We start from the raw sequence: 23,983 nt of genomic DNA on the forward strand, positions 1-23,983 counted from the left end.
GCGGTTGGGGTAGGTCCACTTCCTTGCGACCAGGCGCCGGTGCCATCACAGGATGATTCCCGGTGTCACCAACCTGTGCTCACGTAGCAGCCGGGGGAGTCGGCGAACCAGCGCGGCGAGTACAGCTCGATCGGCCCACTCCCATCGCGGGCGGGGGTTGGTCCGGCGCAGCACGGCGATCTCGTGCCGCAGTGCCAGCAGTTCGACGTCCTTAGCCGCGGAGGACCGGCCGAGCAGGACCAGCCAGTCGCCAAGTCGGACGAAGATCAGGTACAGCAGTCGTAATGCCACACCTCACGATCATGCCCTGGAGGTCCAGCGTGCGCGATCGTCGCAGCTCGGCATGCCAGGGCAGAGTTCTGGCACCCCACAGGGTCCCCTACAGTCCATGATGCACGATCGTCGCAGCTCAACGCACCAATGCAGGGTTCTAGTGCCCCACAGGGGTTCTCGTGTGCCAAGCGCAGCGCCAGGAGTCGGATCGAGCGGATGGTTCGTGGCCGGCCCGGTTGCTTGGGTCGGGATCTGATCGCGTGGTGTCGTGTGATGAGTTCCGGTGCCACCGCAGCACTGTTTCCGGGAATACCAAGTAGTCGGAACCGGCGAAGCGCCTTGCACCGGGAGTCTGTGTAGCAGGGCCGCGAGGAATGCTCGGTCGCCGGGGGAGAACTGTGGACGGGCGTCACCGAGTTGGCGTTCCAGGATGGTGATCTGGTGGCGTAGCGCCAGGATTTCCGTGTCCTTGTCGCGGTCGCTCATGGGCAGCAGGCGCAGCAACGCGAACGCGTTGGTCACCGAGGTAGGCCAGTCGGAGCGGCACAGCCGGTCATCATGCCGCGCCAGTCGCCGGTCCAGTGGAACACGGGCGCCCTCATGGGCCATCCCGAGCCCTTGTCCCGACCGCGCTCTCACCTGCATGGATGGAGTTATCGGCAGACACAAGGCGCCGATCACACAGGGGCCCGGAGTTGGAGTTCGCCGGTGCTCACGCCGTCGTTCGGCACCACCGCACCGTCATGGTCCACGAGTCGCACCCGGACCGAGACCGGGAACTGGCCTTGGCTGACGCGGCAGGCCCACTCCGCCCCGCCGTCCAGCCCACGGGGAGGCAACGCCGTGGTCGTCAGCGACGACGTCTCGGCCATCCCCCAGGCGTGCAGAAGTTCGATGGAGTGCCGGTCCCGGTAGGCGGCGATCAGGGCGGGCGGGCACGGGGTGCCACGACCGCGACCTCGAAGCCGGACGACGGAGACGAACCAAACACCCTTGTGCAGCACCGATGCGCGCGGTGTTCGCCTGTCAATTTCCGCTTCCTCTTGCCCTCAAGACGTCGAGAAACCCCACCGGAATTCACCCGGTGGGGTTTCTCGACTTGCCTCCGAAGGCATACTTCCGGGAAGTTCGCCTAACAGCACCGCAGTCCGAAGAGGAGACTTATGGACCTATTCCAACGGGCTGCCGCAATCTTCGGAATCTACCACTAGGACACCAGCAAGAGTGAATCTGGAAACATCTGACAAGTAGGGCTTTTCCCCGGGGTGTCGCACACAGAATGTCACACTCCCTGTGATGACATCCTCATCGTACAACGTGGGTCCAATCGAGATGTAGGCGTTTCCAAGTGGAGCATCAGGGATTTCACGAAGAGCAAAGAGTGCACCATGGGCAAATGAGTAAGCGCGCCTGAGCAACATCTCGACTCGCACCTGACGATCTCCCGTCAGGTCGAGATCCGGGACGGATCGTCCATTTACCGCAGCCTCATATCCAGTCAAATCTGCGAACGACGATCGATCTCCACGGTAGCCCTCGAAAAAGAGTCGAAGGACCCAGGCGCCGCTAGGGTCGACTGTCCACCCAGCATTCAAGGCAGCTTGGAAGAACTCCGGGACATCCTCCTTGGTCACCCGCTCCAGGAACCCTGGCCGAACCAGATCCGAGAACATTGCGTTGAACTCCACTTGCATATCCAATCGAGTTGAGCAGCAAGACATCCCCACCTTCGCGCCTACCCATCGGTCACGCCCGAAATTCTACGGGCAAGCCTCGCCGAGGAACCCGAGCCCCTTCGCGATTCCCCTCTTGACGTCAGTCTTTGCCAGCTCCTTCTGCAGACCCTTCGGCAATCCGGCAAACCGCTTGGCCTCAAAGTCGTACTGATACTTGGGACCGTCGGACGACTTCACACCCTTGACATGAACCTGTAGGTGCATCTGGCCAGGCCGACCACCCGGGTCGGGGTTCTCCACATCGATACGCATCGCACCGCGTTCCCACACAGTAGAACTCGTGATTTGCGTGCCATTCGCACCGGTCATGCTGCCGTCGTCATTATGGACGAGGATCGGAGTTCCACCGACGATGACATAGTACGTGTGGACCTGGTCGATGGTGAGGTTGTTGACCTGCTGCCCCTGGAACCAGTGGTTGGTCCCGGCCACAGCGGCGACGTCGCCGCTGTCGGTGAGCAGCCGGTCGCCGGCCTTGAGGTCGGCCGCGTCGACCCACTGCTTCGTCTCGGGTGACCACAGTGGGTGGTTGCCGGTTGCCGTGACGGTCCTGGCTCCGTCGTGGGTGTCGATGGTGAGTTCGACGAGGTGCTTCAGGCCCTGGCCGAGGATTGTCGCCGTGACCGGTTTCGCCTCGGTTTTGCCTGTCTCCTGATCCCAGGCCAGTACTCGGTCGCCGATCTTCACCTGTTCGATGGGTTTGCTGCTGCCGTCGGCCATCAGGACCCGAGTGCCCGGAACGAAACTGTTGCAAGCAGCGCCTTCCGCCCGGCGCATCTCCTCGGCCGTTTCATCGACCTTGCGCATGCGGGAGCGGGCGTCGCGGACCTTGTCCGCCCACCTGTTGGCGGAGGCGATGGCACCGATCACGCGGGCGGCGCTCTTGATGACCTTGAGGAACTTGCCCCACGGGATCAGGCCGGCGCAGGCCCACAGGTCGCCCTTGGTGAAGCAGTCCCGGACGTCGTTGTAGCCGATGAGGTCCAGGACGATGTCCCCCGCCTCCTCGGTGACCACGTCCCACCAGGACTTGTTCGACGAGGCAACCGCCTTGTCCTCGCGATACTCCGCTTCACTTCGCCCGTGCTTGGCCGCCGCCTGGCGTTCGGTGTCCGCGTTCTTCTTCTTGAGGAGGTCGTAGTAGCGGGTGATCGCCGTGTAGACGGACCTCTCCCTGTCGTACTGCTGCCGCGCGGCCTCCTTGGCCTTCGGGGAGCCGTTGCCCTGGTCGAACATCCGCGGGTCGTAGCCGCACAGGACACCGTCCGGCCCGCAGTTGCGCAGGCCGTTCGGGTCGGAGTCCGAGACCGGGCTGTTGTTGGCGTACGCGTACCCGTTGATCTGCTGCGGGTCCGTCGCATCCATGATCGGGTCGACCGAGACGAACCGTCCCGCCGCCGGGTCGTACTGGCGGGCGCCCAGGTGCACCAGACCTGTCCGGTCCTCCGTCCCGCCGACGAAACCCTTGTCGTCCGGCCACGTCCCGGGCACGGTACCGCGCCGGTTGCCGAACGGGTCGGTGTAGCGACGTGTCACCGCGAGGTTCCCGCCGCCCACCGACAGGGACGCGGTGCCCTGGTGGTCGGCGAGCAGGAAGTCCAGGCCCGCGCCTGCGGTGCGGACCGCGACGGTATTGCCGCCGTGGGCGTAGTAGCGCTTGCCCTTGACGGTGTTGTTCGTCGTGTCGAGGACCAGTTCGGTGCCGGGCAGGTACAGGGTGGTGCGGCCCGGCTCCTTCTTCATCAGGCGTGCGCCGGAGGCGTCGTAGACATACTCGGAAGTCTTGCCGTCGGCCTCCACCGCCTTCGTCAGCCTGCCCTCGACGTCCCACTCCAGGGTCTGCGTGGAGCCGCCGATCTTGCGGGTCTTGGTGTTGCCGACTTCGTCGTAGGTGAACTCGTCGCGGGACGTACCGGACGGGCCGACCTGGTCCACGCTGAGCACCCCGTGCGGACGCGCCGTGCCTGCCGCCGGGTAGGTCGACGTGCGGGTCGTGTCGCCCTGTGCGGTGTGCTTGATCTCCGAGACGCGGTTGCCGGTCTTGTCGAAGGTGTAGTCGTACCAGTAGGGCGCGGTCGTGCCGAGGTTCGCCGTGGTGGGTTGGACTGCGCAGTCGGCGGACGCCGACGTGTATGCCCGGTTCATCCGGCGCAGGTGGTCGTAGTCGAAGCACTGGACGTCCTGCGGGCCGCCGGTCGGCTGGTCCGCGATCTTCTTGATGTTGCCCGACGGGTCGTAGGAGTACGTCCGGTCGGCCAGGCGGAACCCGGTGGTGGTGTTGCGGTCGACGATCGTCTGCTCCAGGCGGCGGGTGCCCTCCTGGAAGTTGTTCGTGACCCACGCCGAGTTCGTGCCGTCGCCGAGCGTGAACCGCAGCGTCTCGCCGTACTTGGAGTACAGGTGCTCCTTCGCGTAAATCTGGTGGCCATACGTCTTCACCGGCAGGTCGAGCTCGTTGTAATTCGTGAGGACGGCCTCGCCGTCCAGGCCACCGGCCGCAGGCATCGTGCTCGACGCGACCAGCCCGGTCACCGGGGTGTAGCCAGTGCGGAACGTGTAGCTGCCGGTCAGGCCGCCCTCGCCCGTCGGGATCGTGGTGACTGTGCTGGTGGGCCGGTTCAAGGCGTCGTAGAAACCAATCCTCTGGCTGTACGCTTTTCCGCCCAGGTACCGGATGGTCTCGGTGGGCAGGCCCTTCTTGAGGGTGTCGTACTTCCACTCGGCGAGCTTGGTACCCGACGTAGAACCGTCGTGCTGGGCGGTCTTGCGGCCCAGCGCGTCGTAGACCGTCGCGACGGTCTTGCCGCGTGCGTCGGTGGTCGACGCCAACTGGTCCAACTCGTTGTAGGCGTAGGTGGTCGTGCCTCGGTCGGGGTCGTGGTCCTTCACCTTGCGGCCCAGCAGGTCGTACTCGTAGCGCCACTGGTTGCCGGCGGGGTCGGTAACCGTGTCCGGCTGGCCCTTGGGGGTGTACGCGTACGTGGTGGCGTCGAAGGTGCCGGATGTCGTCGCACCGTGGTACTGCCTGCGTTCCACGACCTTGCCGTGCGCGTCCTTGATGATCGTGAACGCGGTGTTGCCCGCCGGCGGGGTGGTGTGCGTGCGGTCGCCCTCATAGCCGTTGGTCGTGCGCCACTGCTCGACGTCCAGCTTGCGGTAGATGACCGCGGTGGCCCGTCCGAGCTGGTCGAACTGGGTCACGGTCTGGTTCGGCACGGCGTTGTCCAGCACCCCGTGCAACGCGGTCGCGGGCGCGCTCTCGTTGTAGTAGGCCGCGTTGGTCTTCCACGCCGACCCCCTGGCGTCGTACCAGGTGTCGGTCAGTACCCGACCGCCCGCGATCGCGGGTACCTGGGTCTGCCGCTCCCGCAGCAGCCCGTCGTAGAGCTTGTACGACGTGGAGTAGGTTCCGTTCTCCAGCAACGACTTGGTCGTCACCACGCTCGGTGCGTCGGTGCGGTAGTCGTAGGCGTACTCGGTGCTCGGCGTCTTGTCCGTACCACGTCCGAGCAGCCACACCTTGGTCAACCGGCCCAACGCGTCGTAGGCGAGGTTGACGGCCTCGCTGTTCGGGCCGATCTCCTTCACGGGTGCGCCGAAGGCGGGCTCGAAAATATTGGTGGAGCTGTGGTTCAGCGGGTTGGTGGTGGTCACAGTCCGGGCCGGGTGGCCCGCCGCCGGGGTGTACGCGGTGGTGCTCTTGTTGTTCGCACCGTCGTACGCTTCGGTCGGACGGCCGTAGTCGTCGTACTTGGTCTTCGCGACGACCTGCCAACCGGTGCCGTTCCAGCGCTCTGCCGTGGTCACGTCGCCACGAGTCGGTGCCGCGCCGTGGGCTTGGTCGTCGAAGGACGAACGAACGTCGGTGACCACGTCGGTGGCAGCGCCTTCGCCCGCCGAACACGCCACGGCGATCGTGCGGACCCGGGACGCCGCGTTGAGCAGCCACGCGCCCTCGTTGCGCGCGTATGTGGTCCGCGTGCACGTCTCGTCACCCGTAACCGCGGTGTTGCCCGCGTCGTCCACCTGCTCGGTGAGGCCCTGCTGGTTGAACGTCGTGGTGACCTGCGTGCGTCGCCACGTGTTGTCCGCCAACAGGGTCCGGCCGCGAACTACGCCGGTCTTGAGCAGGTACGCGCGGTCGTCGCCGCTGGCCGCCGTGGGACCGTGCAGCCACGGGTCGTTCACCGTGGCGGACACGAGCGTGCCGCCCTGGTACTGGCGCGTTTCGCGGACGAAGCCCTGGAGGCGTTCGTGGTCCTCGATGCTGCCGCCGTCCGCGTCGGCCACGTGGACGTCGCGCTTCGCACCGCCCGGCAGGGTGTCGCCGTCCATGCCGCGCAGGTACAGGGTTTCGGTGATGCTCTGCACCCCTGTCGGCTCGCCGGCCAGGGTGCGCACGGTGCCGTATCCTCGCCACGACGACCAGGTGCGCTGCTCGGCCGTGCCGAAGTCGTTCTCGTCGAAGTGCCACGCCGGATCGCCGAGGTACTCGTAGGCCGTGCGCAGCAGCGCTGACCCGCCAGTCCGGTCGTCCTCGACCACCTGCATCACCACGTACTTGTGGAACCAGTCCACGATCGGTTCCGTGTGGTTCGGCGGCGACCACCGCGTCGGATAGCAGCGCAGCGCGTTGTGCTGCGGCGAAGCCGGCATCCGGTCCGCGCGTCGGCAGTCCGGGCCGGAGTAGCCGATGGCTATGTACCCACCTCCGAACCGCGCACTCCCGCCATCGACCACTTGACGTCGGACTGTTCGCTGGAATCGTTTTCGCGGGTCGGCAGGAGGACGACTTCGCGGACGAAGATTCGCCTGGTGAGCGGTCACCGACGGAGTTCCTCTGCGATATCGGTGGCGCGCGTGTCGTCCGATTCAGGGTGCCACCGGGGTGGATGTGCGGAGTTCGCCGGCGCGTCGTCGCGTCCGTCGCGTGGTCGAGTGCACTGGGTGTCTGCACGTGGACGTCGCCTGGTGGCTTGGAATGTCCGGGGTGCCCGCTGGTGCTGCCTCCTGTCGGGTACCGGTCAGCCGGTGGCGATGTAGTGCCAGTAGTCGGACAGCAGGTCCGGGATCTCGGCGGCGCTGCGGGTCACCCAACGCTCCGGTTCGCCTTGGTTCAGCCCGTACTCGACCACCTCGGGCAGGCGCTGCTTCATCTCGGCGGGCTGCTCGGAGTAGTTCTCCAGATAGTCGAGCGCCGGCTCCGGGACGTTGTCGAGTTCGCGCAGCGCGCCCACCAGTTCGTTGGCCACAGGGCAGAACAACTGGAAGTCGGTGTGCAGTTCCATCGCGGCTTCGGCCGGACCGGCGTGGGCTGCCACCCAGGCCACGGCCTGGTTGAGCTGGGTGACCGCGTGCGGCAGGTCCGCGTGGCGCAACTCGTCGACGTTCAGGCCTACGGCGGGTGCCACGGCGTCGGCCAGGAGTCGTCGCTGAGCAATGAACACCGTGGCCACATAGGCGAAGAAGCCGGCCGGGATCTCGTGCCGAAACCGGTCGATCAGCACTCCGTAGCGGGGGATCTCGGCCTGTTGGGTGAGGAACTCGCCGATCACCAGTCGCTGGAGGTGCTGGGGGTGGACGCGGCCCTGTTTCGCGGCGGCGAGCAACTCGTTGGCCCGGATCTGTTGTTTGACCGGTAGCAGTGCCTGGTAGTTGTTGATGATTTCGGTGGCTTCCGTCATGATCTTCCTCCTGCTGGCGCGATCGGCGAGGCAGGCCGGATGAACCGCCGACCTCAGCCTAGAACCCCGTGACGTCCACAGGAATCCACCTTCTGCGCCCGGTCGCCAAGAACCCCCATTGGTCGCGCGCCCCCCCGGGTGGTCGTCCACCTCGGCGACAGTCCACTATGGATTTTTGCATCACTCTGTTGCCGCACAGGCGTTGCGACACAAGAGGGGTCTTCAGCCGACCCTCCGCCGGGCGCTGGACCCGGTAGCAGCCCCGCTGTTACGTTGCAGTGGACGGGCACGTCGATCTGTCGCCTCCGAGGAACGCAGGCCGACCCCGATGGCGTAGTTGGTGTCCGCTGCGGGCCGAATACCCGTAGAAGCCGGTCAGAAGCCGGTGGGATGGCCGATACGCATTCCAACGAGAGAAGAGATGTGTGGGCGATGCCGGTCTGGGCCGACGCGACCACGCGGAATATTCGCACGGATTTCGGGCAAGGAGGGCGACAGCGTGAGTGGGCCGCGTGCCGTTGATTTGCAGGTCGACTTTCCGTTCGACTACGCCGAGTACGTGTCGGGCGGGCGGCGGATCGGTCGGCTGCCCGCTCACGCGCTGGGTTCGCCGGTGGCGGTGGTGGGTGCCGGTGGCAGTGGTCTGACCGCCGCCTACGAACTGCTCCGGATCGGCTGCCGGCCGATCGTCTACGAGGCCGAGACCGCGCCCGACGGACCCGGCGGTCGCAGGCTCGGCGGTCGAATGTTCTCCCGGCGGCTGGCACCGTCGGACAGCGCCGTGGTCGAGTTGGGCTGTATGCGCTTCCCCGAGTCGGCGCGTCTGCTGCGCCACTACACCGACGAGTTCGGGTTGCGCTGGAGACCGTTCCGCGACGAGTACGTCGCCGATGTCACGCCCCGAACGGTGCTCGACCTCGACGGGACCAGCTACTCGGTGGGCAAGATCACGGATCTGTACTCCCTCTACCCGCGCTTCGGCGAAGTCCACCGCAAGTGGGAGGCGGCTCTGCACCGCATCGGGGTGTTCGAGTTGCAGGAGGCGCTGGTCGCCCGGGACCGGGTACGGGCCAGGCGGCTGTGGAGCGACCTGGTGCACCGCTTCGAGGAGTGGACCTTCCACCGGTTCCTGCGCGATCCCGGCGGAGTTGGCCTGAGCCGGGCGGACGCGCACCTGCTGGGGACCACGAACGTGGCGACGACGGTGTGCGACTCCTTCTTCGACCTGTCGTTCCTGGAGACGCTGCGCATGGTTCTGACCACCGAGGGCGCGTCGATGCACCTGCTGCAGGACGGGATCGGCGCGGTCGCGGACGGCTTCTGGAATCGCACGACCACCGGCCCCGACGGTGAACCGACCAGCCTCGCCGAGGTCAACGGCGGCGCGCCCCGTCCGGCGGTGACCGCGCTCGAGGTCGGGGCGGACCACGCGCAGGGTGTGGTCGTGCACTGCGAGGACGGCACCAGCCAGTGGTACCCGGCCGCCGTGTTCACCCCCCAGCTGCACATCCTGGAGACCTCGGTCGAACTCCGCCCCCTCAACGGGGTCCAGCCGTTGGGGCCGCGCCTGCGGCAGGCGATCCGCAGGCTGAGCTACTGGCAGTCGGCCAAGACGGTCCTGGTGACCCGGTCGCCGTTCTGGGAGGGCACCAGAATGGACGGGGTCACCATCACCGACCGGCTGCCCAGGGCGACCTACACGATCGACTACGGTGAGCCGCCGGAACCCGGCGGCCGGCGCGGCGTGCTGGTGCTGAGCTTCACCTGGGCCGAGGACTCGATGAAGCTGGCGACGTCCACTGTGGAGGAACGCGTGGCCGTCCTGGTCCGCGAGTTGGCCGACATCCACCCGGAGGTCGCCGACGAGTTGCGCGCCCAGGCCGAGAACGCCCAGGCGTGCACGATCTCGTGGGAGAACCAGCGGAACTTCCGCGGCTTCTGCCGGTTCGCCCGGCCGGGCGAGTACACCTACCAGTGGGACCTGTTCGCCAACTTCGTCAAGGACTTCGCCGGTCCGCCCGCGGTCCCCGGCGAACCGGCCACCCCGCTGTTCCTGGCCGGGGATGACGTCGCGTGGTCGCCGGGGTGGCTCGACCACGCGATGTCCTCCGGCATCAACGCCGCCTGGGGTGTGCTGCGCTGCCTGGGCGGCCGGACGTTGCCGGACAACCCGGGTCCCGGCGACGCCTGGCAACGAGCCGAGTTCCGGCCGCTGTCGCCCGCCGAGGCGGTGGACCGACCGGCGGGCCCCTCGCCCTCCGCGGCGACACCCCGTCGCGACGTGCCCACCGAGCAGGTCGTCATCGCGGACCGCCTGTGGGACGGCGAGCGTATGCACATCGGGGCCCGCGTGCTGGTGCGACAAGGCCGGATCGAGCAGGTCGGCCCGGACGTACCCGTGCCCCCGGACGCGGAGGTCGTCGAACTGCCAGGGCACACGCTGCTGCCCGGCTTGATCGACTGCCACGTGCACGTGGTCGACGAACAGCTGCACACAGCGTCGCACGGCGAGCAGACCCTTCGGGCACTCCCGGCGCTGCGCACCCTGCTGGACAACGGTTTCACGACCGTGCGCGACCTGGGCACCGCCGACTCGCCCATCACCGTCGACCTGCGGCAGGCGGTTCGGGACGGCGTCGTGCTCGGGCCGCGCCTGATCGTCGCGCCGAACATCATCTCGGCGCGGGGCGGGCACGGCGACAAGGAGCCGGATCTGACCACGCGGTTCGGCCTGGAGGTCGGCACCGTGGCGGACGGCGTGGTCGAGGTGGTCCAGCGGGTGCGCAGCCAGGCCAGGGTTGGGGCGGACTGGATCAAGTTCGCCGCCAGCGGCGGGTTCGCCTCACCGTCGGACCGCCCGAGCGCGGTGACCTACGACCAGGCGGAGATGGACGCGCTGGTCTCGGCCGCGACCGATCTCGGACTGCCGTGCGCCGCGCACGCGTTCGGAGACGAAGCGGTGCAACGCGCGGTGCGCGCCGGTGTGCGCTCGGTCGAGCACGCCAACCTGGCAGGTGCGGACACCTTCGCGCTGCTCGCCGAGCGCGGCGTCTACCTGGTGCCTACCCTCCAGGCGATGTTCCACTTCATCGACCGGATGGACGACGAGGAGTTCTGGCGCGGCACGTCCGGTCTCCTGCGTGCCAAGTTCAGCGAGTTCGCCGACGAGATCCGGGCCTCGGCGCGCCACCTGGCCGACAGCGAGGTGCTGCTGGCCCTGGGCTCGGACGCGAGCATGCTCCCCTACGAGGAGACGTGGCGCGAGTTCACCGCGATGCGCAGGGTCGGCATTGCCCCGGACCGGGTGCTCAAGGCCGCCACGTCCGTCGCGGCGGACCTGCTCGACCGGCCGGAACTCGGGCGGGTGCGGCCCGGCGCGGTCGCCGACCTGGTCGCCGTTCCCGGCGATCCACTCGACGACATGGCCGTGATGGGCCAAGTGGACTTCATCCTGCAGGGAGGAATCCGCCGTGATCGGCGTCGACCGACCGTTCCTGCGCAGACCGCGCGCCGGATCCGCCGGCACGCGTGCACCCCCGACCGGGCCTGCGGCGAGTCCGCCATGACCAGCCCGCCGATCGGAGAGTGAGGGGTCGGTCGGTCCATCAGGGGAGGTGTCGCGGAAGTGGCGATCGTGCCCGGTCGCCGTTCGCCGAACGCCGCCAGCCCGTGACACGGCTGCTCGGGGACGGTACGTCCGACCTGCGGATGCCGCGGCCCTCGCACATTCCCGGAGCGCACGTCGAGAACCGACCTCAACGCCATCTGCTTCAAGATCGGCGTGCGCGACCGGACCCACCCCGCCATCACGCCGACGCGTGGGTCGTGAATTCGCCCCGGCACCCCGTCGGGCGGGAACCGAGCCGCGACTGGCCGTGTGTTCCACCAACGCCGTGGAGGTGAGCGATCATGGACGTTCCCGATCCCGCCCGATTGAGCATCGGCCTGGACGGCGATCCCGACATCCGGCCGCTGTTGGAGGCGCTCCGGTGGATGCGCGAGGAACGCGACCGGATGCTGGGGTTCCCGGTGAACCTCGACTTCGACTACCGACCCCTGGCCGACTTGCTGGCCGTGCACGGCCAGCAACGTCGGCAACCCGCGCGAGCGGAGCCTGTACCGGATCGACATCAAGTCCTTCGAGGTGTCCGTTCTGGACTTCTTCATCGGCCTGGCCGGTGGTGAGCCGGGGCGCGTGTTCGGCTATTTGACCAGCGGGGGTACCGAGGGCAACATGTTCGCGGTGTGGGTGGCACGGGAACAGCACCCCGACGCCGTGCTGTACGCCTCGGCCGAGGCGCACTACTCGTTGCCGAAGTTGGCCCGGTTGCTGCGGATGCCCTACGTCGCGGTCAAGACCCGCGCGGACGGCACGATGGACACCTCCGCCCTGGTCCGCGAGTTGGCCCGGCACCCCGGCCGGGCGGCGGTGGTCACCGCCACCATCGGCACGACCGGGCGGGGCGCGGTCGACGACCTGCCCGGTGTGCGGCGTGCGCTCGCGGCGGCGGGGGTGGGCCGGGCCTGGGTGCACTGCGATGCGGCGTTCGGCGGGCTGCTGGCCGAGTTCTGCGACGAGCCGATCCCGTGGAACCTGGCCTCGGGCGCGGACAGCGTCGCGATGAGCGGCCACAAGGTGATCGGCTGCCCGGTGCCGTGCGGCGTGGTCCTGGTGCCGGAGTCCGACGTGGTGGCCATCCGGGAGGAGGGGGTCGCCGTGGGCTCGGACGACGACACGATCACCGGCTCCCGCGATGCGTTGGCCCCCGCACTGCTCTGGTACGAGTTGCGCCGCCTGGGCCGGCGCGGACTGGCCGACCGGGCGCTCCAGTGCCACCGCACCGCCGCCCACGCCGAGCGGGAACTCGCGCGACTGGGGCGCAACCCGAGCCGGGCGCGCGGCGGGACCATCGTGCTGTTCGACGCACCGCCGCAGGACTTCTGCCACCGCTGGCACCTCGTGCGCGACGAGTCGCACGCCGCCCTGGTGGTCATGCCGCACGTCACCGAGCGGCACATCGACCGCCTGTGCGCGGAACTGGCCACCGGCTGACGTCCCTCGACTGAAACCCGGACGGACTCCCGACACCGCGCGCCTACGCCCGTCCGACGATTCTCGAGCCAGGCGCGGGACTTGCGGTCCTGGCCGTAGGCGCGAGTTCCGACTGCGCGGCTACGAGGTCTACCCCTTCGGCCACACTGAGCTGGTCGACACCCCCACCTACCGCCAACGACTCGTCACCTTCTTCGATCGCCTCGCCGAGCGCTACACCACCTGACTCCGGGCTTGTTGTCCCAAGGGTGTGGGGTGTCGAAAGTCGGCCGCGTGGTCTGACCTGCGGTTGGGCTGCTGTGGGTTCGTACTCGTTGATCAGGCCGCCGAGGACTGGTCGACGGCGTATCGAGGTGTAGTCCGGCTTTGTGATCGGGTGGTCCGGTTGTGGTGGGCCGTGTAGCGGTCGAGCACCGTTCGCAGGTGGTGTTGGTTGAGGATGGGCAGTCGGTCGGTGGCTTCGCATCTTGCGGTGCCGACGAACTGCTCGGCGTGGGTGTTGGCTCGTGGACACGGTGGGGGTCTTGACGAGCTGGATGTCGGCGTCGGTGAGGACGGTGTCGAACGGGGTGGTGAACTGGCCGGCCCGGTCGCGGATGAGGAATCGGAAGTCGTCTGCCCGGTCGTCGAGGTCCATCGGTAGGTTGCGGGCTTGTCGGGTGGTCCACGGGCCGTTCGGATTCGTGGTGGTGCCGGGGTTGTGGACGTAGCGGTGGCGACCTCGATCACGTGGAACACGTAGACGCGTTTGAGGGTGATCGCGCAGTCGACGTGGAAGAAGTCGCAGGCCGATGTGCTCGCGGCCTGGGCGTGCGGGAACCGTCGCCAGGAGGTGTCGGTGTCGCGCTGGGGAGCGGGCGGTACCCGCAGGTGCCTGGGCACGCGGCGAACCGTTGCAGCGGCTGCCCGGTGGCCGAGTTTGAGCAGTTCGCCGTGGATCCGGCGGTGGCCCCACTCGGTGTTCTTTCGGGCCATCCGCGCGGTCAACGCCGCGATGGTGTCGTCGACCGGCGGTCGGCCGGTACGGTCCGGGCAGGTCCACTTCTTCGCGACCAGGTGCCGGTGCCATCTCAGGAGGGTTCCCGGTGTCACCAATCCGGTGTTCCCGCAACCAGCCGGGCAGGCGCGGGACCAACTCGGAGAGCACCGCACGGTCGGTCCAGTCCCACTGCGGGCGGGGGTTGGTTCGGTGCAGCACGGCGAGTTCGTGCCGCAGCACCGGCAACTCCACGTCCTTGGCCGCCGATGACCGGCCGAGCAGAACCAACCAGCCGACGACCCGGACGAAGACCAGGCACGGCAGTCGTAGCCCCACGCCTCACGATCATGCTCCTACAGCTCGTAATGCGCGATCATCGCAGCTCAGCGCCTCAGTGCAGAGTTCTGAAACTCCACATGCGTCAGCAGAAGTCGGTTCCTTTCGACAAGAGTCGGTGCATGCACCGCTCCGCCAGGGCGGTGATGGTCCAAGAGGGGTTGCAGCAGCCTGTGGAGCCGGGGATCAGTGCGGAGTCGGTAACGTGCAGGCCGGGGTGTCCGTGCACGCGTCCGGCCTGGTCGCAGACCGGCCCGATGACGGCACCGCCGAGGGGGTGGACGGTGAGCGGGTAGCCGGCGGTGAGGTTGACGGCGACCCCGCCGCCGGCGTCGGTCAGCCTGGCGACGGCAGCCTGGGCAGCTCGTCCGGCACCGCGATCGGCGGCCCTCGCCCACGTCAACCCGACCGCACCGGTTCCGGGTTCGTAACGGAAGGCACCGCGACCATCGGGCAGGCCCATGCAGCCCAACAGCGCGGTCCTGGTCTCGATCCCGAAGGGCAGTGGGATGTGCTGCACGGTCGTCGGCATGGTGGACGATTCCCAGTCGTGCGCCCCTACACACGCGGGCCCGCCCTGGTGGGGCAAGGTGGAGTAGGGCAGCAAGGCGCGCAGGTAGATGCGGTCCCCGTTGTTTCCCCAGTGTTCGCCGACCTCGTCGGGAAGATCGGGAAGTGCCCGCGTCCCCCTCGCGCGCACCAGCAGTCGGGAGGTGCCTACTGAGCCGGCGGCCAGGAACACCACGTTGGTGGACACCTTGACGTGTTCCAGGACGGTGCCGTCGAGGGCGACGCGATCGCACGTGAGGGTATAGCGGTGATCGGTTCCACCGGCGAGGTCCCGGACGATGTGGAGCGGGGCGACCTCGCACAGCCCGGTGGCTTCCGCCGCGGCCAGGTAGGTCTTGTCCACGGAGTACCGCGCGTCGTTGTTCACCCCGCAGTGGACTTCGCCGCAGGTGGACCAAGGCGGCAGCTCTCCGGAGAGCTCCTTGCGGACGACGTCCCAGTCCATCGGCTGGGGGATTCGGAAGGTTCGCAAGCCCGCTGTGCGCGCGTCGGCCAGGAATCTCCGGCTCGACGTGTACCGCTCGTGGCGTAGGACGTCGTCGGGGATGGGGGACAGGCGCAGGACCGCCGCCGCCCGCGGGTAGTAGGTCAGGTCCATCTCCTCGAAGTCGACACCGGAGGGCATGACCCTGCCGAACAACTCCTCGGAGGGGCGGATGGATGCCCCGCCGTAGTGCAGCGAGCCCCCGCCGACGCCTGCTCCGCACAGGACGCGCATTCCGTGCCCGACGACTCTCTCCACCAAGCCGGCGTAGCGCGGGAGCAGTTCGGGCCGCGCGTCGGGTGGCGGGGAGAGGTGCGCCGGCCATCGCATCCGGCGGTCCGGACGCGACAGTCGGGGGAACGGGTTCCCCGCTGGTCCACTGCGCCAACGCCGTCCGCGTTCCAGCACCAGGGTGGGCACGCCGGCTTCGGCGAGGCGTAGGGCGGCGACTGCTCCGCCGAACCCGCTTCCCACGACGACCGCCTGGCGGTGTTCTTCTCGGACGGAGGTCTTGCCTGCCGGGCGCGCCATCACAGCTCCTCAAGCCGTCAGCAGTACCGGTCCGCACTGTCGGCCGCAGCGTGGGCGCGGCCGCACCGACGGGTCCATCGCGTCACATGGGCGAGTCTTCGGCAACCGTGCTCAACGTCCTGGAGACCTCTGACGGGAGTTGCTCCGTTCAGAGTTCCTCGAAGGTCCCAGGGCGAAGGGCCGATAGCCGTGGGCAGGAGCGTTGCCGACAATCGGGTCGACATTCCCGAGGGTCCCGGATCGAGGTCCCATGCCGACGCTTCCCGCCGATCCGCCTTCCTGGGCCGACGAACCCCGGATGAGCGAGATGGAGACCATGTTCTGGCGAGGTGAGATCGATCCGGACATCCAGGCCACCACCATGGCGGTCGAGGTGCTCGACCACGCACCGGACTGGGGGCGTTTGGTGCGTCGACACGAGCGGACCAGTCGGCTGGTGCCGCGGTTGCGCCAACGGGTCGCCGAACCGCTGTTGCGGCTGGGCCGGCCCCACTGGCGGGACGACCCGCTCTTCGACCTGGAGTACCACCTGCGTCGGGTCCGCTTGCCTCTGCCGGGCACGACGCGGCAACTCCTCGACCTGGCCAGGACCGCGGCCCTGGTGCCGTTCGACCGCACGCGACCGTTGTGGGAAGCGATCCTCGTGGAAGGGCTCGACGGGGACCGCGCCGCGTATGTGCTCAAGCTGCACCACAGCCTGTGCGATGGCATCGGCGCGGCCCAGTTGGTCGCGGTGCTGCACGAAGCAGCCACGCCCGACAGCCCCGTCGGTCTCCTCCGGCCTCCCGAACCGTCCGCCGTCGCCGACGGGGCGCTGTCGACGAGGACCGGTCACCGCGCTGCGGAGTTACTCTCCGCGGCTCTCGGAGCGCCGCGTTTCGCGCACACCGTGTTCAAGGCCACCATTCTGCCCGCCGCTGCTCCGTCCCCCTTGCTGAGTGGGCGGAGCAGAGCCCGGTCTTTCGGCACCATGACGCTGCCGACGGCGTACCTGCGCGCTGTGGGCAAAGCGGTCGGCGGCTCGATGAACGACACCTACCTCGCGCTCCTGCTCGGCGCGTTCAGTCGTTACCACGAGCACTTCGGCGTCGAGCTCGCGGAGTTGTCGGTCCTCATGCCGGTCAGCACCCGCACCACGAGGTCTGCGCTCGGCGGCAACCAGTTCGCGAGCCACCGCCTGGCCGGCCCGATGTGCGGTGTGGGTTTCGGTGAACGTGTCCGCCTCGTACGCGCGGCGGTCGCGGCGGCGCGCGACGGCACGGCGCTGAGGGCGTTGGGGGTGCTGGCCCGTTGCGCCACGCCGATGCCCGCACCGGTTATCGCAGCAGCGGAGAAGATGCTGTTCCGGGGCAACGACTTGATCGCGTCGAACTTCCCCGGCACCTCCGAGCGCCTTTGGCTGGCCGGTGTCCGGGTCGAGGCGGTGTACCCGTTCGCACCGGTGATGCTCGGTGCGGTGAACGCGGTACTGGTCTCCTACGCCACCAACTGCCACATCGGGGTCAACTCGGATCCGGCGGCGATCAGTGACCCTCGACTACTCGTGGAATTCCTCCACCGGGAGTGGGAGGAGGTGCTGGAGCGGTTCGGCCCCACGGAACCTCTACCTGATGCGGGCGCTCAGGGGTGAGGGGGTCAAGCGGACACCGTCCAGCTCGACCAGCACCGCACCGTCATCGTCGCACACCAGGATGTCGGCGGGGCCGCCCTGCGGGGTGTTGGTCACCAGTCCCCACATGGACGGAGTCCAGCGGCCGACGACGGTGATCCGCTCGACCGTGAGCACAGCGTCGACCGCGTGCCGCCCGGCCGCCACCTCCAACATCCCGTCCAGCAGGTCCGGGGGGAAGCTGAAGTCCACCTCGCTGGGTGCGGGGCTGGTCAACCGCAGCACCACGGAGTTCCCGTGCCGGTCCGCAGTGCGCACACCGGAGGATTGCGGGTCCGCGACTGTTCCGCCCGGTAGCGCCGCACCGCCACCGGGGTGCCGTATCCGGTGGCGCAGCAGCGCGGGGAGCCGGCGGGCCGTGCGCCGCCCTGACAGGCGGACGATCCCCTCTGCCAGACAGTCCCTGGCCGGTGACCGGCCGGTGTCGGGCGCTTCGGTGATGCGGAACCGCCAGCGGCCGGGTGGGCCGGCCGTCCCGGCGGCCTCCAACGCCGCGCCGTGCCGGATCGCCGGGTCGCAGACCACGCTCAGGTCTTCGATGGTGGCCTGTGCCGAGCCGCACAGGCGGTGGGCGGCCACGGCCGCCAACTCCACCAGTTCACCCGGTGTCGGAGCACCGCGGACGTCCCGGTCCCGAGCACCTCCACGGCGGCCGGCGGTAGTGCGCCACCGCACGACGCGTTCCTCGGTGGCGTGGTCGGACAGCAGCGGATGAGCCTGTTCGGCAGGTCCGCCTGTAGACGGTGCCCAGTACCGCTGCCCGTGCCAGGGGTAGGGCGGGAGGCTCACCTGCCGGCCGGCAGGCACGATCTGTTCCCACCGAACGGTGTGCCCGGCTTCGTAAAGACCGACCGCAACGTCCACAAGAGACTCCCATACCGAGACAGCCCTCCCGGCCGTGGGTGCGCTGTCGAGGAAGGCACCGGCGGAGGTGAAGTGCAGCACGAAGTGGTCTGACGCGGCGGGTGGGGCCGCATCGGCCCCAGGAGCTCGCGCCCGCTGCGGCTCGGCCGCTCGGTCCGCGTCGACTCCGTCACCGCACTGACGCGCGGCCACATTTCCAGGGCCGCTGCCCACCACGGCCGTCAGTCGCACGCCCCAGTCGTGCCACAGGGCGATCAGCCCCGCCGACAGCATCCTCGGTGCGAGATCCGGCCCAGTGGGGTGGAGCCTGCCGGCTGATCGCCGCAGGGATGCCGCGCACTCCTGGGCGGCGTCGCGGAACGCGGTGCTGCGCCGGGACAACTCCTCGACCACCACGTGGGCGACTGGCTCATCGCGGAGGGCGAACAGCACACCCGGCGGGTTCCCCACCGGGGTGGCACGCAGTGGCCGGGGCTCCCGCCGCAGGGCGTCCACCATGCCCGCACGGTCGTCGGCCCGAAACACGCGTCGGTAGGGGTGATGCGCCCGACGGGCCGCCGCAGTGTGGCAGACGTCGGCCAACGGCACCTCCGGTGAGGTCTCCAGGAAATGGGCGTGGGCCGTGGCGGCGGCGTCGAGGCTGTCCGGGTGCCGTGCCGAGAGCACCAGCAGGAAAGGGTCTCCGTCCGGTGCGCTGCTCCGCACCGGGCAGTCGATCGATCCCAGCACGGCGTGCACGTTGGTGCCGGTCACGCTGAAGGAGTTGACACCGGCCACCAGCCGGTCCCGTTCGGGCAGGGGCGTCGACGCCGTCACCACCGAGCAGGGCATCTCGTCCCACCGCAGCGCCGGCGTCGGCGTGGTGTGGTGCAGCGTCGCGGGCAGCACTCGGTGGTGGAGCGCCAAGGCGGCTTTGAGCAGTCCGCTGAGTCCGGCGACGGGCTCCTGGTGGCCGAGGTTGCCCCGTACGGAGCTCAGCAGGAACGGGCGTCCCGGCGGCCGTCCGGGACCGAGCACGGACGCCAGCGCGGTGATCTCCACCGGGTCGCCTGCCGGGGTCCCGACACCGTGGGTCTCGACGAACGACACCTGGGCGGGCTCCACCCCCGCGTCCTCGTAGGCCAGGCGCAAGGTTTCCTCCTGCGTCACGCCGGACGGGGCGAGCATCGTCGAACTCGCGCGGCCGTCGTTCGTGACGGCGCTTCCGAGCACGACCGCGTACACCCGGTCGCCGTCCTGCCGGGCAGCGGACAGCGGCTTCAACACGACGACCACGCACCCCTCCCCCCGGACGAACCCGTCCGCCCCGGCGTCGGCGAACGCGCTCCTTCCCCGGGCTGACAACACGCCGGCCCGGCCGTAGGCGATGGTCTCCTCGGGGGACAGGATGAGGTGGACCGCTCCCGCCACCGCCAATCCGCATTCGCCGTCGCGCAGGCTTCGACAGGCCAGGTGCAGCGCGGCCAACCCGCCCGAGCAGTTGGTGTCCACGGTCATGCTCGGGCCGCGCAGGTCGAACTGGAAGGACACCTGCCCGCTCAGGCCGGCGTTGCCCGCCGCTCCGATCACCGAGAACATGTCCAGGAGACCGTCACGCGCCAGCAGGTGCCAGTAGTGCGACGCGGCCTTCGCCGTGAACACGCCCGTTCGGTGCGTCTCAGTGCCTCCGGGGATGACACCGGCGTCCTCGAAAGCCTCCCACGTCGTCTCCAACATCAATCGCTGCTGGGGATCCATGTGCGCGGCCTGCCGTCGGCCGATGCCGAAGAAGTCGGCGTCGAACGACGAGATGTCGTCGATCGACCCCATGCGCGCGGCGGGCCGGTGCCGGCTGCCCTCGTCGATGCCGGCGAGCGGCCGAAGGCCGTACCGGTCCGCGCTGATCGGACCCACGACGTCGACCCCGTCGCACAGAGCCCGCCAGAGGGCCAGGGGCCCCCGGACGCGCGGGAAGCGGCATCCGGCACCGACCACGGCGATCGGCTCGTCGTTGTCACGCGTCATGGCTGGACCTCACTCGATCGAGTCAGGACATCGTCTGAGCGATCTCCGGACGCCACCAGTGCCGTACGTCCTGGGACCTTCGGCCCGGAGGCACCGGGGGTGCCGACCGGCGACCATGGGTCCAGCCCTGACCGGTCGTGTCCTCGGCGGGAGGCGGAACGCGTGGTCGAAAGCCTGCTCACCAGAGTCGCGGCGACCGCGGACCGGTGGCACCGCTGCACCGGGTGCCGCCGGTGGTGGCCGCGACGTGCGCTTCCTCCCGGTTGGACCTGCCCGGGGTGCGCGGCTCCGTTCCGGATGCCGGCCGCGGACCGGATCACCTCTCTCGTGGACCCGGGCACCTTCCGTGAGTTCGAGGCGACGCTGACACCAGGCGATCCACTCGGTTTCCACGACCGCGTCCCCTACCCCCGGCGGTGCGCCCAGGTCCGCGCACGGACCGGCCTGTGGGAGTCGGCCGTGTTCGGCACCGCCGACATCGCGGGCCGGCGAGTCGTCATGGTCGTGTTCGACTTCGCATTCCTCGGTGGGTCCATGGGGGTGGTGGCGGGTGAGAAGCTCGCCCAGGCGGCGGAGATCGCATCACGCGAGTGCGTGCCGCTGGTGACGGTGTCGGCCTCGGGCGGCGGGCGTATGCAAGAGGGTGCTTTCGCCCTGTTCCAGGGAGCCAAGACCGCAGCGGCGATCAGCGCTCTCCGGGACGCGGGCATCCCCTACATCAGCGTGCTCACCGACCCGGTGATCGGCGGCGTCCAAGTGTCCTTCGCCAGCGCCGGTGACGTCGTGGTGGTGGAGGAGGGCACGCGGGCGGGCTTCGCCGGCCGTCGCGTGGTCGAGCAGACCACCGGACGCACCCTGCCCGCCGACTTCCAGACCGATGCCTTTCTGCTGCGGCACGGGCACGTGGACATCGTCGCGCCACGCCGGGAACTGTCGCAGTGCCTGGCACGCCTGGTGGCGTACGCGGTACCGGCACGGCGCGCACAGGACTGCGGCACCGGTGATCCGGTGCACCGCGCGGTGCCGCGGATGCTCCAGGACGACACCGATCCTTGGGACGCGGTCGTCGCGGTACGGGCCGTGCACCGTCCTAGACTGGCGCACTACCTGGCCACCGTCTTCACCGACACGATGGAACTGCACGGTGACCGCAGGCGCGACGACGACGCGATGGTCTTCACCGGACTGGCGCGATTGGACGGAGATCCCGTGGTCGTCATCGGGCACAACAGGATCACCGACGGCCCGCGACGCAACAGCGGAATGGCGAGCCCGGCCGGCTACCGCAAAGCGACGCGGGTGATGCTCCTGGCGGCGCGTTGGTCCATCCCGGTGGTGACGTTCGTCGACACGCCCGGCGCGCACCCCGCGGCCGATGCCGAGGCGGACAACCAGTCCGCTGCCATCGCCGAGACCATGCTCACCGCTTCGCGACTGCCCACCCCTGTGCTGTGCGTCGTCATCGGCGAAGGTGGTAGCGGCGGAGCCCTGGCACTGTCCATCGGTGACCGGCTGCTCATGCAGCACAACGCGACCTTCTCCATCATCAGCCCGGAAGGGTGCGCGGCGATCCTGTTCTCCGACAGCACCAAAGCACCGCAGGCCGCCCGCGCCCTGCACCTGCGCGCCACCGACCTGTACCGGCACGAGCTGATCGACGGCATCGTGCAAGAACCGCCCGGCGGCGCGCACACCGACCCGCCGCGCGCGGCCGACCTGCTGGCCACCGCCCTGCGCCGGCACCTGGCCGAACTGCGGGGGACGGACGGCCGGCAGCTCGTGGCGCGCCGCAACCGCCGGCTGCGGGCCCTGGGCGGCGACTGGTGCCGACCCGGTGTCGCCACTGACCACGCCCCCGGACAGGACGAGGACGACCGTGGATGACCGACTCGCGAACGGGCCCAGCCCACCGCACGACGACTCCGTGGCGGCGGTCGCGGCTGTTCACGAGGTGTTGGCACTGCTCGGGGCCGGGCGGGCGGGACAGGTCCGGGTGCGCAACGGCCGGTTCGAACTCGACGTCACGCTGCACCCCGAGGCGGCAGGTGCCCACGGCGATGGCAGACTCGCCGAACCCAAGCCCGCGGGCTCCCGCCCCACCGGCATCGGCCCCACCGGGATCGGCCCCACCGACGAGGGTTCGGCGGAGATCCGGATCACCGCGCCCGCGATCGGCGTCTTCCACCGGCGTTCCGCGCCGGGAGAACCTCCGCTGGTGCAAGTCGGCGACCGGGTCGTGGCCGGGCACGAACTCGGCCTGATCGAGGCGATGAAGTCGTTCACCCCCGTCGTGGCCGACCGGGCGGGCGTGGTCAGCGCCATCCACGTCGAGGACGCCGATGTGGTCGAGTACGGACAGGCCCTGATCGACCTGGTGCCCGACCCGGTCGGCGGACAGGAGCCCCAGGTGGGTGCGCCGTGATCGACACCCTGCTCGTCGGCAACCGCGGTGAGGTCGCGGTGCGGATCGTCAGGGCCTGTCGGCTGCTCGGCATCCGCAGCGTCGTGGCCCATTCGATGGCGGACCGCGACACCCTGCCGGTCCGCTTGGCGGACGATCGGGTCTGCCTCGGGCCGGCCCAGGCCGGGCACAGCTACCTGTCCATCCCGGCGCTGCTCTACGCCTGCGTCCGCGTCGATGCCGATGCCGTGCACCCCGGCTACGGGTTCCTCGCCGAGAACTCGGATTTCGCCGCCGCCTGCCGCGACAGCGGCATCACCTGGATCGGACCCAGCCCCGAGCACATCGCCCTGCTCGGGGACAAGATCGCCACGCGCAACGAGATGGTGCGAGCGGGCATACCCGTACCGCCGGGATCGCGGACCCATGTGACGGACTTGCACGACGCGACCCGCCAAGCGCGGGACATCGGCTACCCGATCGCGCTCAAGTCCGCGTCGGGTGGTGGTGGCCGTGGCGTCCTGCGCGTGGGAGACGCCGGCCACCTCGCGGAGTGCTACGGCAGGGCAAGGGACTCCGCACGAGCGCTGTTCCAGGACAGCCGCCTCTACGTGGAGAAATGGGTCGACAACGCGCGGCACGTCGAGGTCCAAGTCCTCGGCGACCGCCACGGCGACGTCATCACCCTCGGGGAGCGGGACTGCTCGGTGCAGCGGCGCAACCAGAAGCTCATCGAGGAGTCTCCCGCGCCCGGACTCACGCCGGCGGTGCGCGAGGCGCTGGGGGACTGGGCGGGCCGGGCGGCACGGCACCTCGGCCTGCGCAACCTCGCCACGGTCGAGTTCCTCGTCGACGACCGCGGCGAGGTGTTCTTCACCGAGATCAACCCGAGACTGCAGGTCGAACACCCGGTGACCGAGTCGGTCACCGGGCAGGACCTGGTGGCATGGATGATCCGCGAGGCGACGGGTGAGCCCGTGCCGTGCACTCAGGACGAGGTGAGGTCGCGCGGACACGCTCTGGAGGCCAGGATCACCGCCGAAGACCCTGAGAACGACTGGGTACCCGGCTGCGGGACGGTGACCGGGTACGTCGTCCCCGGCGGGCCGGGCATTCGCGTCGACACCTGGCTCACCCACGGTACCGTCGTGTCCCCCCACTACGATCCGCTCCTGGCCAAGGTCGTCTCGTGGGGGCCCGACCGGGACACGGCCCGCCGCCGGTTGATCCAAGCGCTGGATGAGTTCACGTGCGACGGCGTCGCCCACAACGCCAAGGCGCTCACCGCGATCCTGCGTCACGACGAGTTCTCCAGCGGAGAGCACCGGGCGGGTGTGGTCGAGCGGGCCTGCCCGCGCCGCGCCCCGAACGACGAGGTGGACCTCTGATGGCCCCGCCC

Annotated in this window: 13 protein-coding genes; 7 read left to right on the forward strand and 6 right to left on the reverse strand. The window is 69.2% G+C overall.

Going from position 1 to position 23,983, the window contains the following annotated elements; translation table 11 throughout:
• Positions 1 to 45 precede the first annotated feature (45 nt).
• From AB0G01_RS31860 to AB0G01_RS31875, 4 genes are all read right to left on the reverse strand, one after another.
• Positions 46 to 291, reverse strand: a complete 246-nt coding sequence (locus tag AB0G01_RS31860) for a hypothetical protein (RefSeq protein WP_360953408.1) — start codon at positions 289 to 291, stop codon at positions 46 to 48.
• 659 nt (positions 292 to 950) lie between these two features.
• Positions 951 to 1,277 carry an AMP-binding protein gene (locus tag AB0G01_RS31865; protein WP_360953411.1) on the reverse strand — a complete coding sequence of 109 codons (327 nt, stop codon included), beginning with the start codon at positions 1,275 to 1,277 and terminating at the stop codon, positions 951 to 953.
• A gap of 756 nt (positions 1,278 to 2,033) precedes the next feature.
• Positions 2,034 to 6,587 carry a polymorphic toxin-type HINT domain-containing protein gene (locus AB0G01_RS31870; RefSeq protein ID WP_360953413.1) on the reverse strand — a complete coding sequence of 1,518 codons (4,554 nt, stop codon included), beginning with the start codon at positions 6,585 to 6,587 and terminating at the stop codon, positions 2,034 to 2,036.
• 446 nt (positions 6,588 to 7,033) lie between these two features.
• Positions 7,034 to 7,693, reverse strand: a complete 660-nt coding sequence (locus AB0G01_RS31875; RefSeq protein WP_360953415.1) for a hypothetical protein — start codon at positions 7,691 to 7,693, stop codon at positions 7,034 to 7,036.
• Positions 7,694 to 8,192: 499 nt separating this feature from the next.
• Here AB0G01_RS31875 and AB0G01_RS31880 point away from each other — a divergent pair, with 499 nt between their 5' ends.
• The 3 genes from AB0G01_RS31880 to AB0G01_RS31890 all read left to right on the forward strand — a co-directional run bounded on the left by AB0G01_RS31880 (position 8,193) and on the right by AB0G01_RS31890 (position 12,746).
• Positions 8,193 to 11,282, forward strand: a complete 3,090-nt coding sequence (locus AB0G01_RS31880) for an amidohydrolase family protein (protein ID WP_360953417.1) — start codon at positions 8,193 to 8,195, stop codon at positions 11,280 to 11,282.
• Between the two features lie 320 nt (positions 11,283 to 11,602).
• Positions 11,603 to 11,878: a hypothetical protein gene (locus AB0G01_RS31885; protein ID WP_360953419.1), complete on the forward strand. Its 276-nt coding sequence runs from the start codon at positions 11,603 to 11,605 to the stop codon at positions 11,876 to 11,878.
• Positions 11,838 to 12,746 carry a pyridoxal-dependent decarboxylase gene (locus tag AB0G01_RS31890; RefSeq protein ID WP_360953421.1) on the forward strand — a complete coding sequence of 303 codons (909 nt, stop codon included), beginning with the start codon at positions 11,838 to 11,840 and terminating at the stop codon, positions 12,744 to 12,746. The genes AB0G01_RS31885 and AB0G01_RS31890 overlap by 41 nt, the downstream gene beginning before the upstream one ends.
• 1,400 nt (positions 12,747 to 14,146) lie before the next feature.
• On the opposite strand, the gene AB0G01_RS31895 is transcribed toward AB0G01_RS31890, so the two are convergent.
• On the reverse strand, positions 14,147 to 15,646 hold the full coding sequence (locus AB0G01_RS31895) for a GMC oxidoreductase (RefSeq protein ID WP_360953423.1): 1,500 nt from the start codon (positions 15,644 to 15,646) through the stop codon (positions 14,147 to 14,149).
• Positions 15,647 to 15,944: 298 nt separating this feature from the next.
• Here AB0G01_RS31895 and AB0G01_RS31900 point away from each other — a divergent pair, with 298 nt between their 5' ends.
• Complete coding sequence (locus tag AB0G01_RS31900; protein ID WP_360953426.1) at positions 15,945 to 17,276, forward strand: wax ester/triacylglycerol synthase domain-containing protein; 1,332 nt, start codon at positions 15,945 to 15,947, stop codon at positions 17,274 to 17,276.
• Here the strand turns inward: AB0G01_RS31900 and AB0G01_RS31905 are convergent.
• Positions 17,250 to 20,183: a beta-ketoacyl synthase N-terminal-like domain-containing protein gene (locus AB0G01_RS31905; protein WP_360953429.1), complete on the reverse strand. Its 2,934-nt coding sequence runs from the start codon at positions 20,181 to 20,183 to the stop codon at positions 17,250 to 17,252. The genes AB0G01_RS31900 and AB0G01_RS31905 overlap by 27 nt on opposite strands.
• A gap of 297 nt (positions 20,184 to 20,480) precedes the next feature.
• Between AB0G01_RS31905 and AB0G01_RS31910 the strand changes: the two genes are divergently transcribed.
• From AB0G01_RS31910 to AB0G01_RS31920, 3 genes are read left to right on the forward strand one after another with little or no spacing between them, the layout of a single operon-like run.
• Positions 20,481 to 22,067 (forward strand): acetyl-CoA carboxylase carboxyltransferase subunit alpha/beta, encoded by a 1,587-nt coding sequence (locus tag AB0G01_RS31910; RefSeq protein ID WP_360953432.1) that lies wholly within the window; start codon positions 20,481 to 20,483, stop codon positions 22,065 to 22,067.
• On the forward strand, positions 22,060 to 22,605 hold the full coding sequence (locus AB0G01_RS31915; protein WP_360953435.1) for a biotin/lipoyl-containing protein: 546 nt from the start codon (positions 22,060 to 22,062) through the stop codon (positions 22,603 to 22,605). The genes AB0G01_RS31910 and AB0G01_RS31915 overlap by 8 nt, the downstream gene beginning before the upstream one ends.
• Positions 22,602 to 23,972 (forward strand): biotin carboxylase N-terminal domain-containing protein, encoded by a 1,371-nt coding sequence (locus AB0G01_RS31920; RefSeq protein WP_360953438.1) that lies wholly within the window; start codon positions 22,602 to 22,604, stop codon positions 23,970 to 23,972. The genes AB0G01_RS31915 and AB0G01_RS31920 overlap by 4 nt, the downstream gene beginning before the upstream one ends.
• The last annotated feature ends 11 nt before the right edge of the window (positions 23,973 to 23,983 follow it).

Source organism: Actinosynnema sp. NPDC023587 (assembly GCF_040640215.1).
In the GTDB taxonomy this organism is placed as follows: domain Bacteria; phylum Actinomycetota; class Actinomycetes; order Mycobacteriales; family Pseudonocardiaceae; genus Actinosynnema.

Excerpts from the sequence above, each read along its gene's own strand:
- AB0G01_RS31875 (WP_360953415.1), bottom strand. The coding sequence starts at position 7,693 with ATGACGGAAGCCACCGAAATCATCAACAACTACCAGGCACTGCTACCG.
- AB0G01_RS31885 (WP_360953419.1), top strand. The coding sequence starts at position 11,603 with ATGGACGTTCCCGATCCCGCCCGATTGAGCATCGGCCTGGACGGCGAT.
- AB0G01_RS31895 (WP_360953423.1), bottom strand. The coding sequence starts at position 15,646 with ATGGCGCGCCCGGCAGGCAAGACCTCCGTCCGAGAAGAACACCGCCAG.
- AB0G01_RS31900 (WP_360953426.1), top strand. The coding sequence starts at position 15,945 with ATGAGCGAGATGGAGACCATGTTCTGGCGAGGTGAGATCGATCCGGAC.
- AB0G01_RS31905 (WP_360953429.1), bottom strand. The coding sequence starts at position 20,183 with ATGACGCGTGACAACGACGAGCCGATCGCCGTGGTCGGTGCCGGATGC.
- AB0G01_RS31910 (WP_360953432.1), top strand. The coding sequence starts at position 20,481 with ATGCCGGCCGCGGACCGGATCACCTCTCTCGTGGACCCGGGCACCTTC.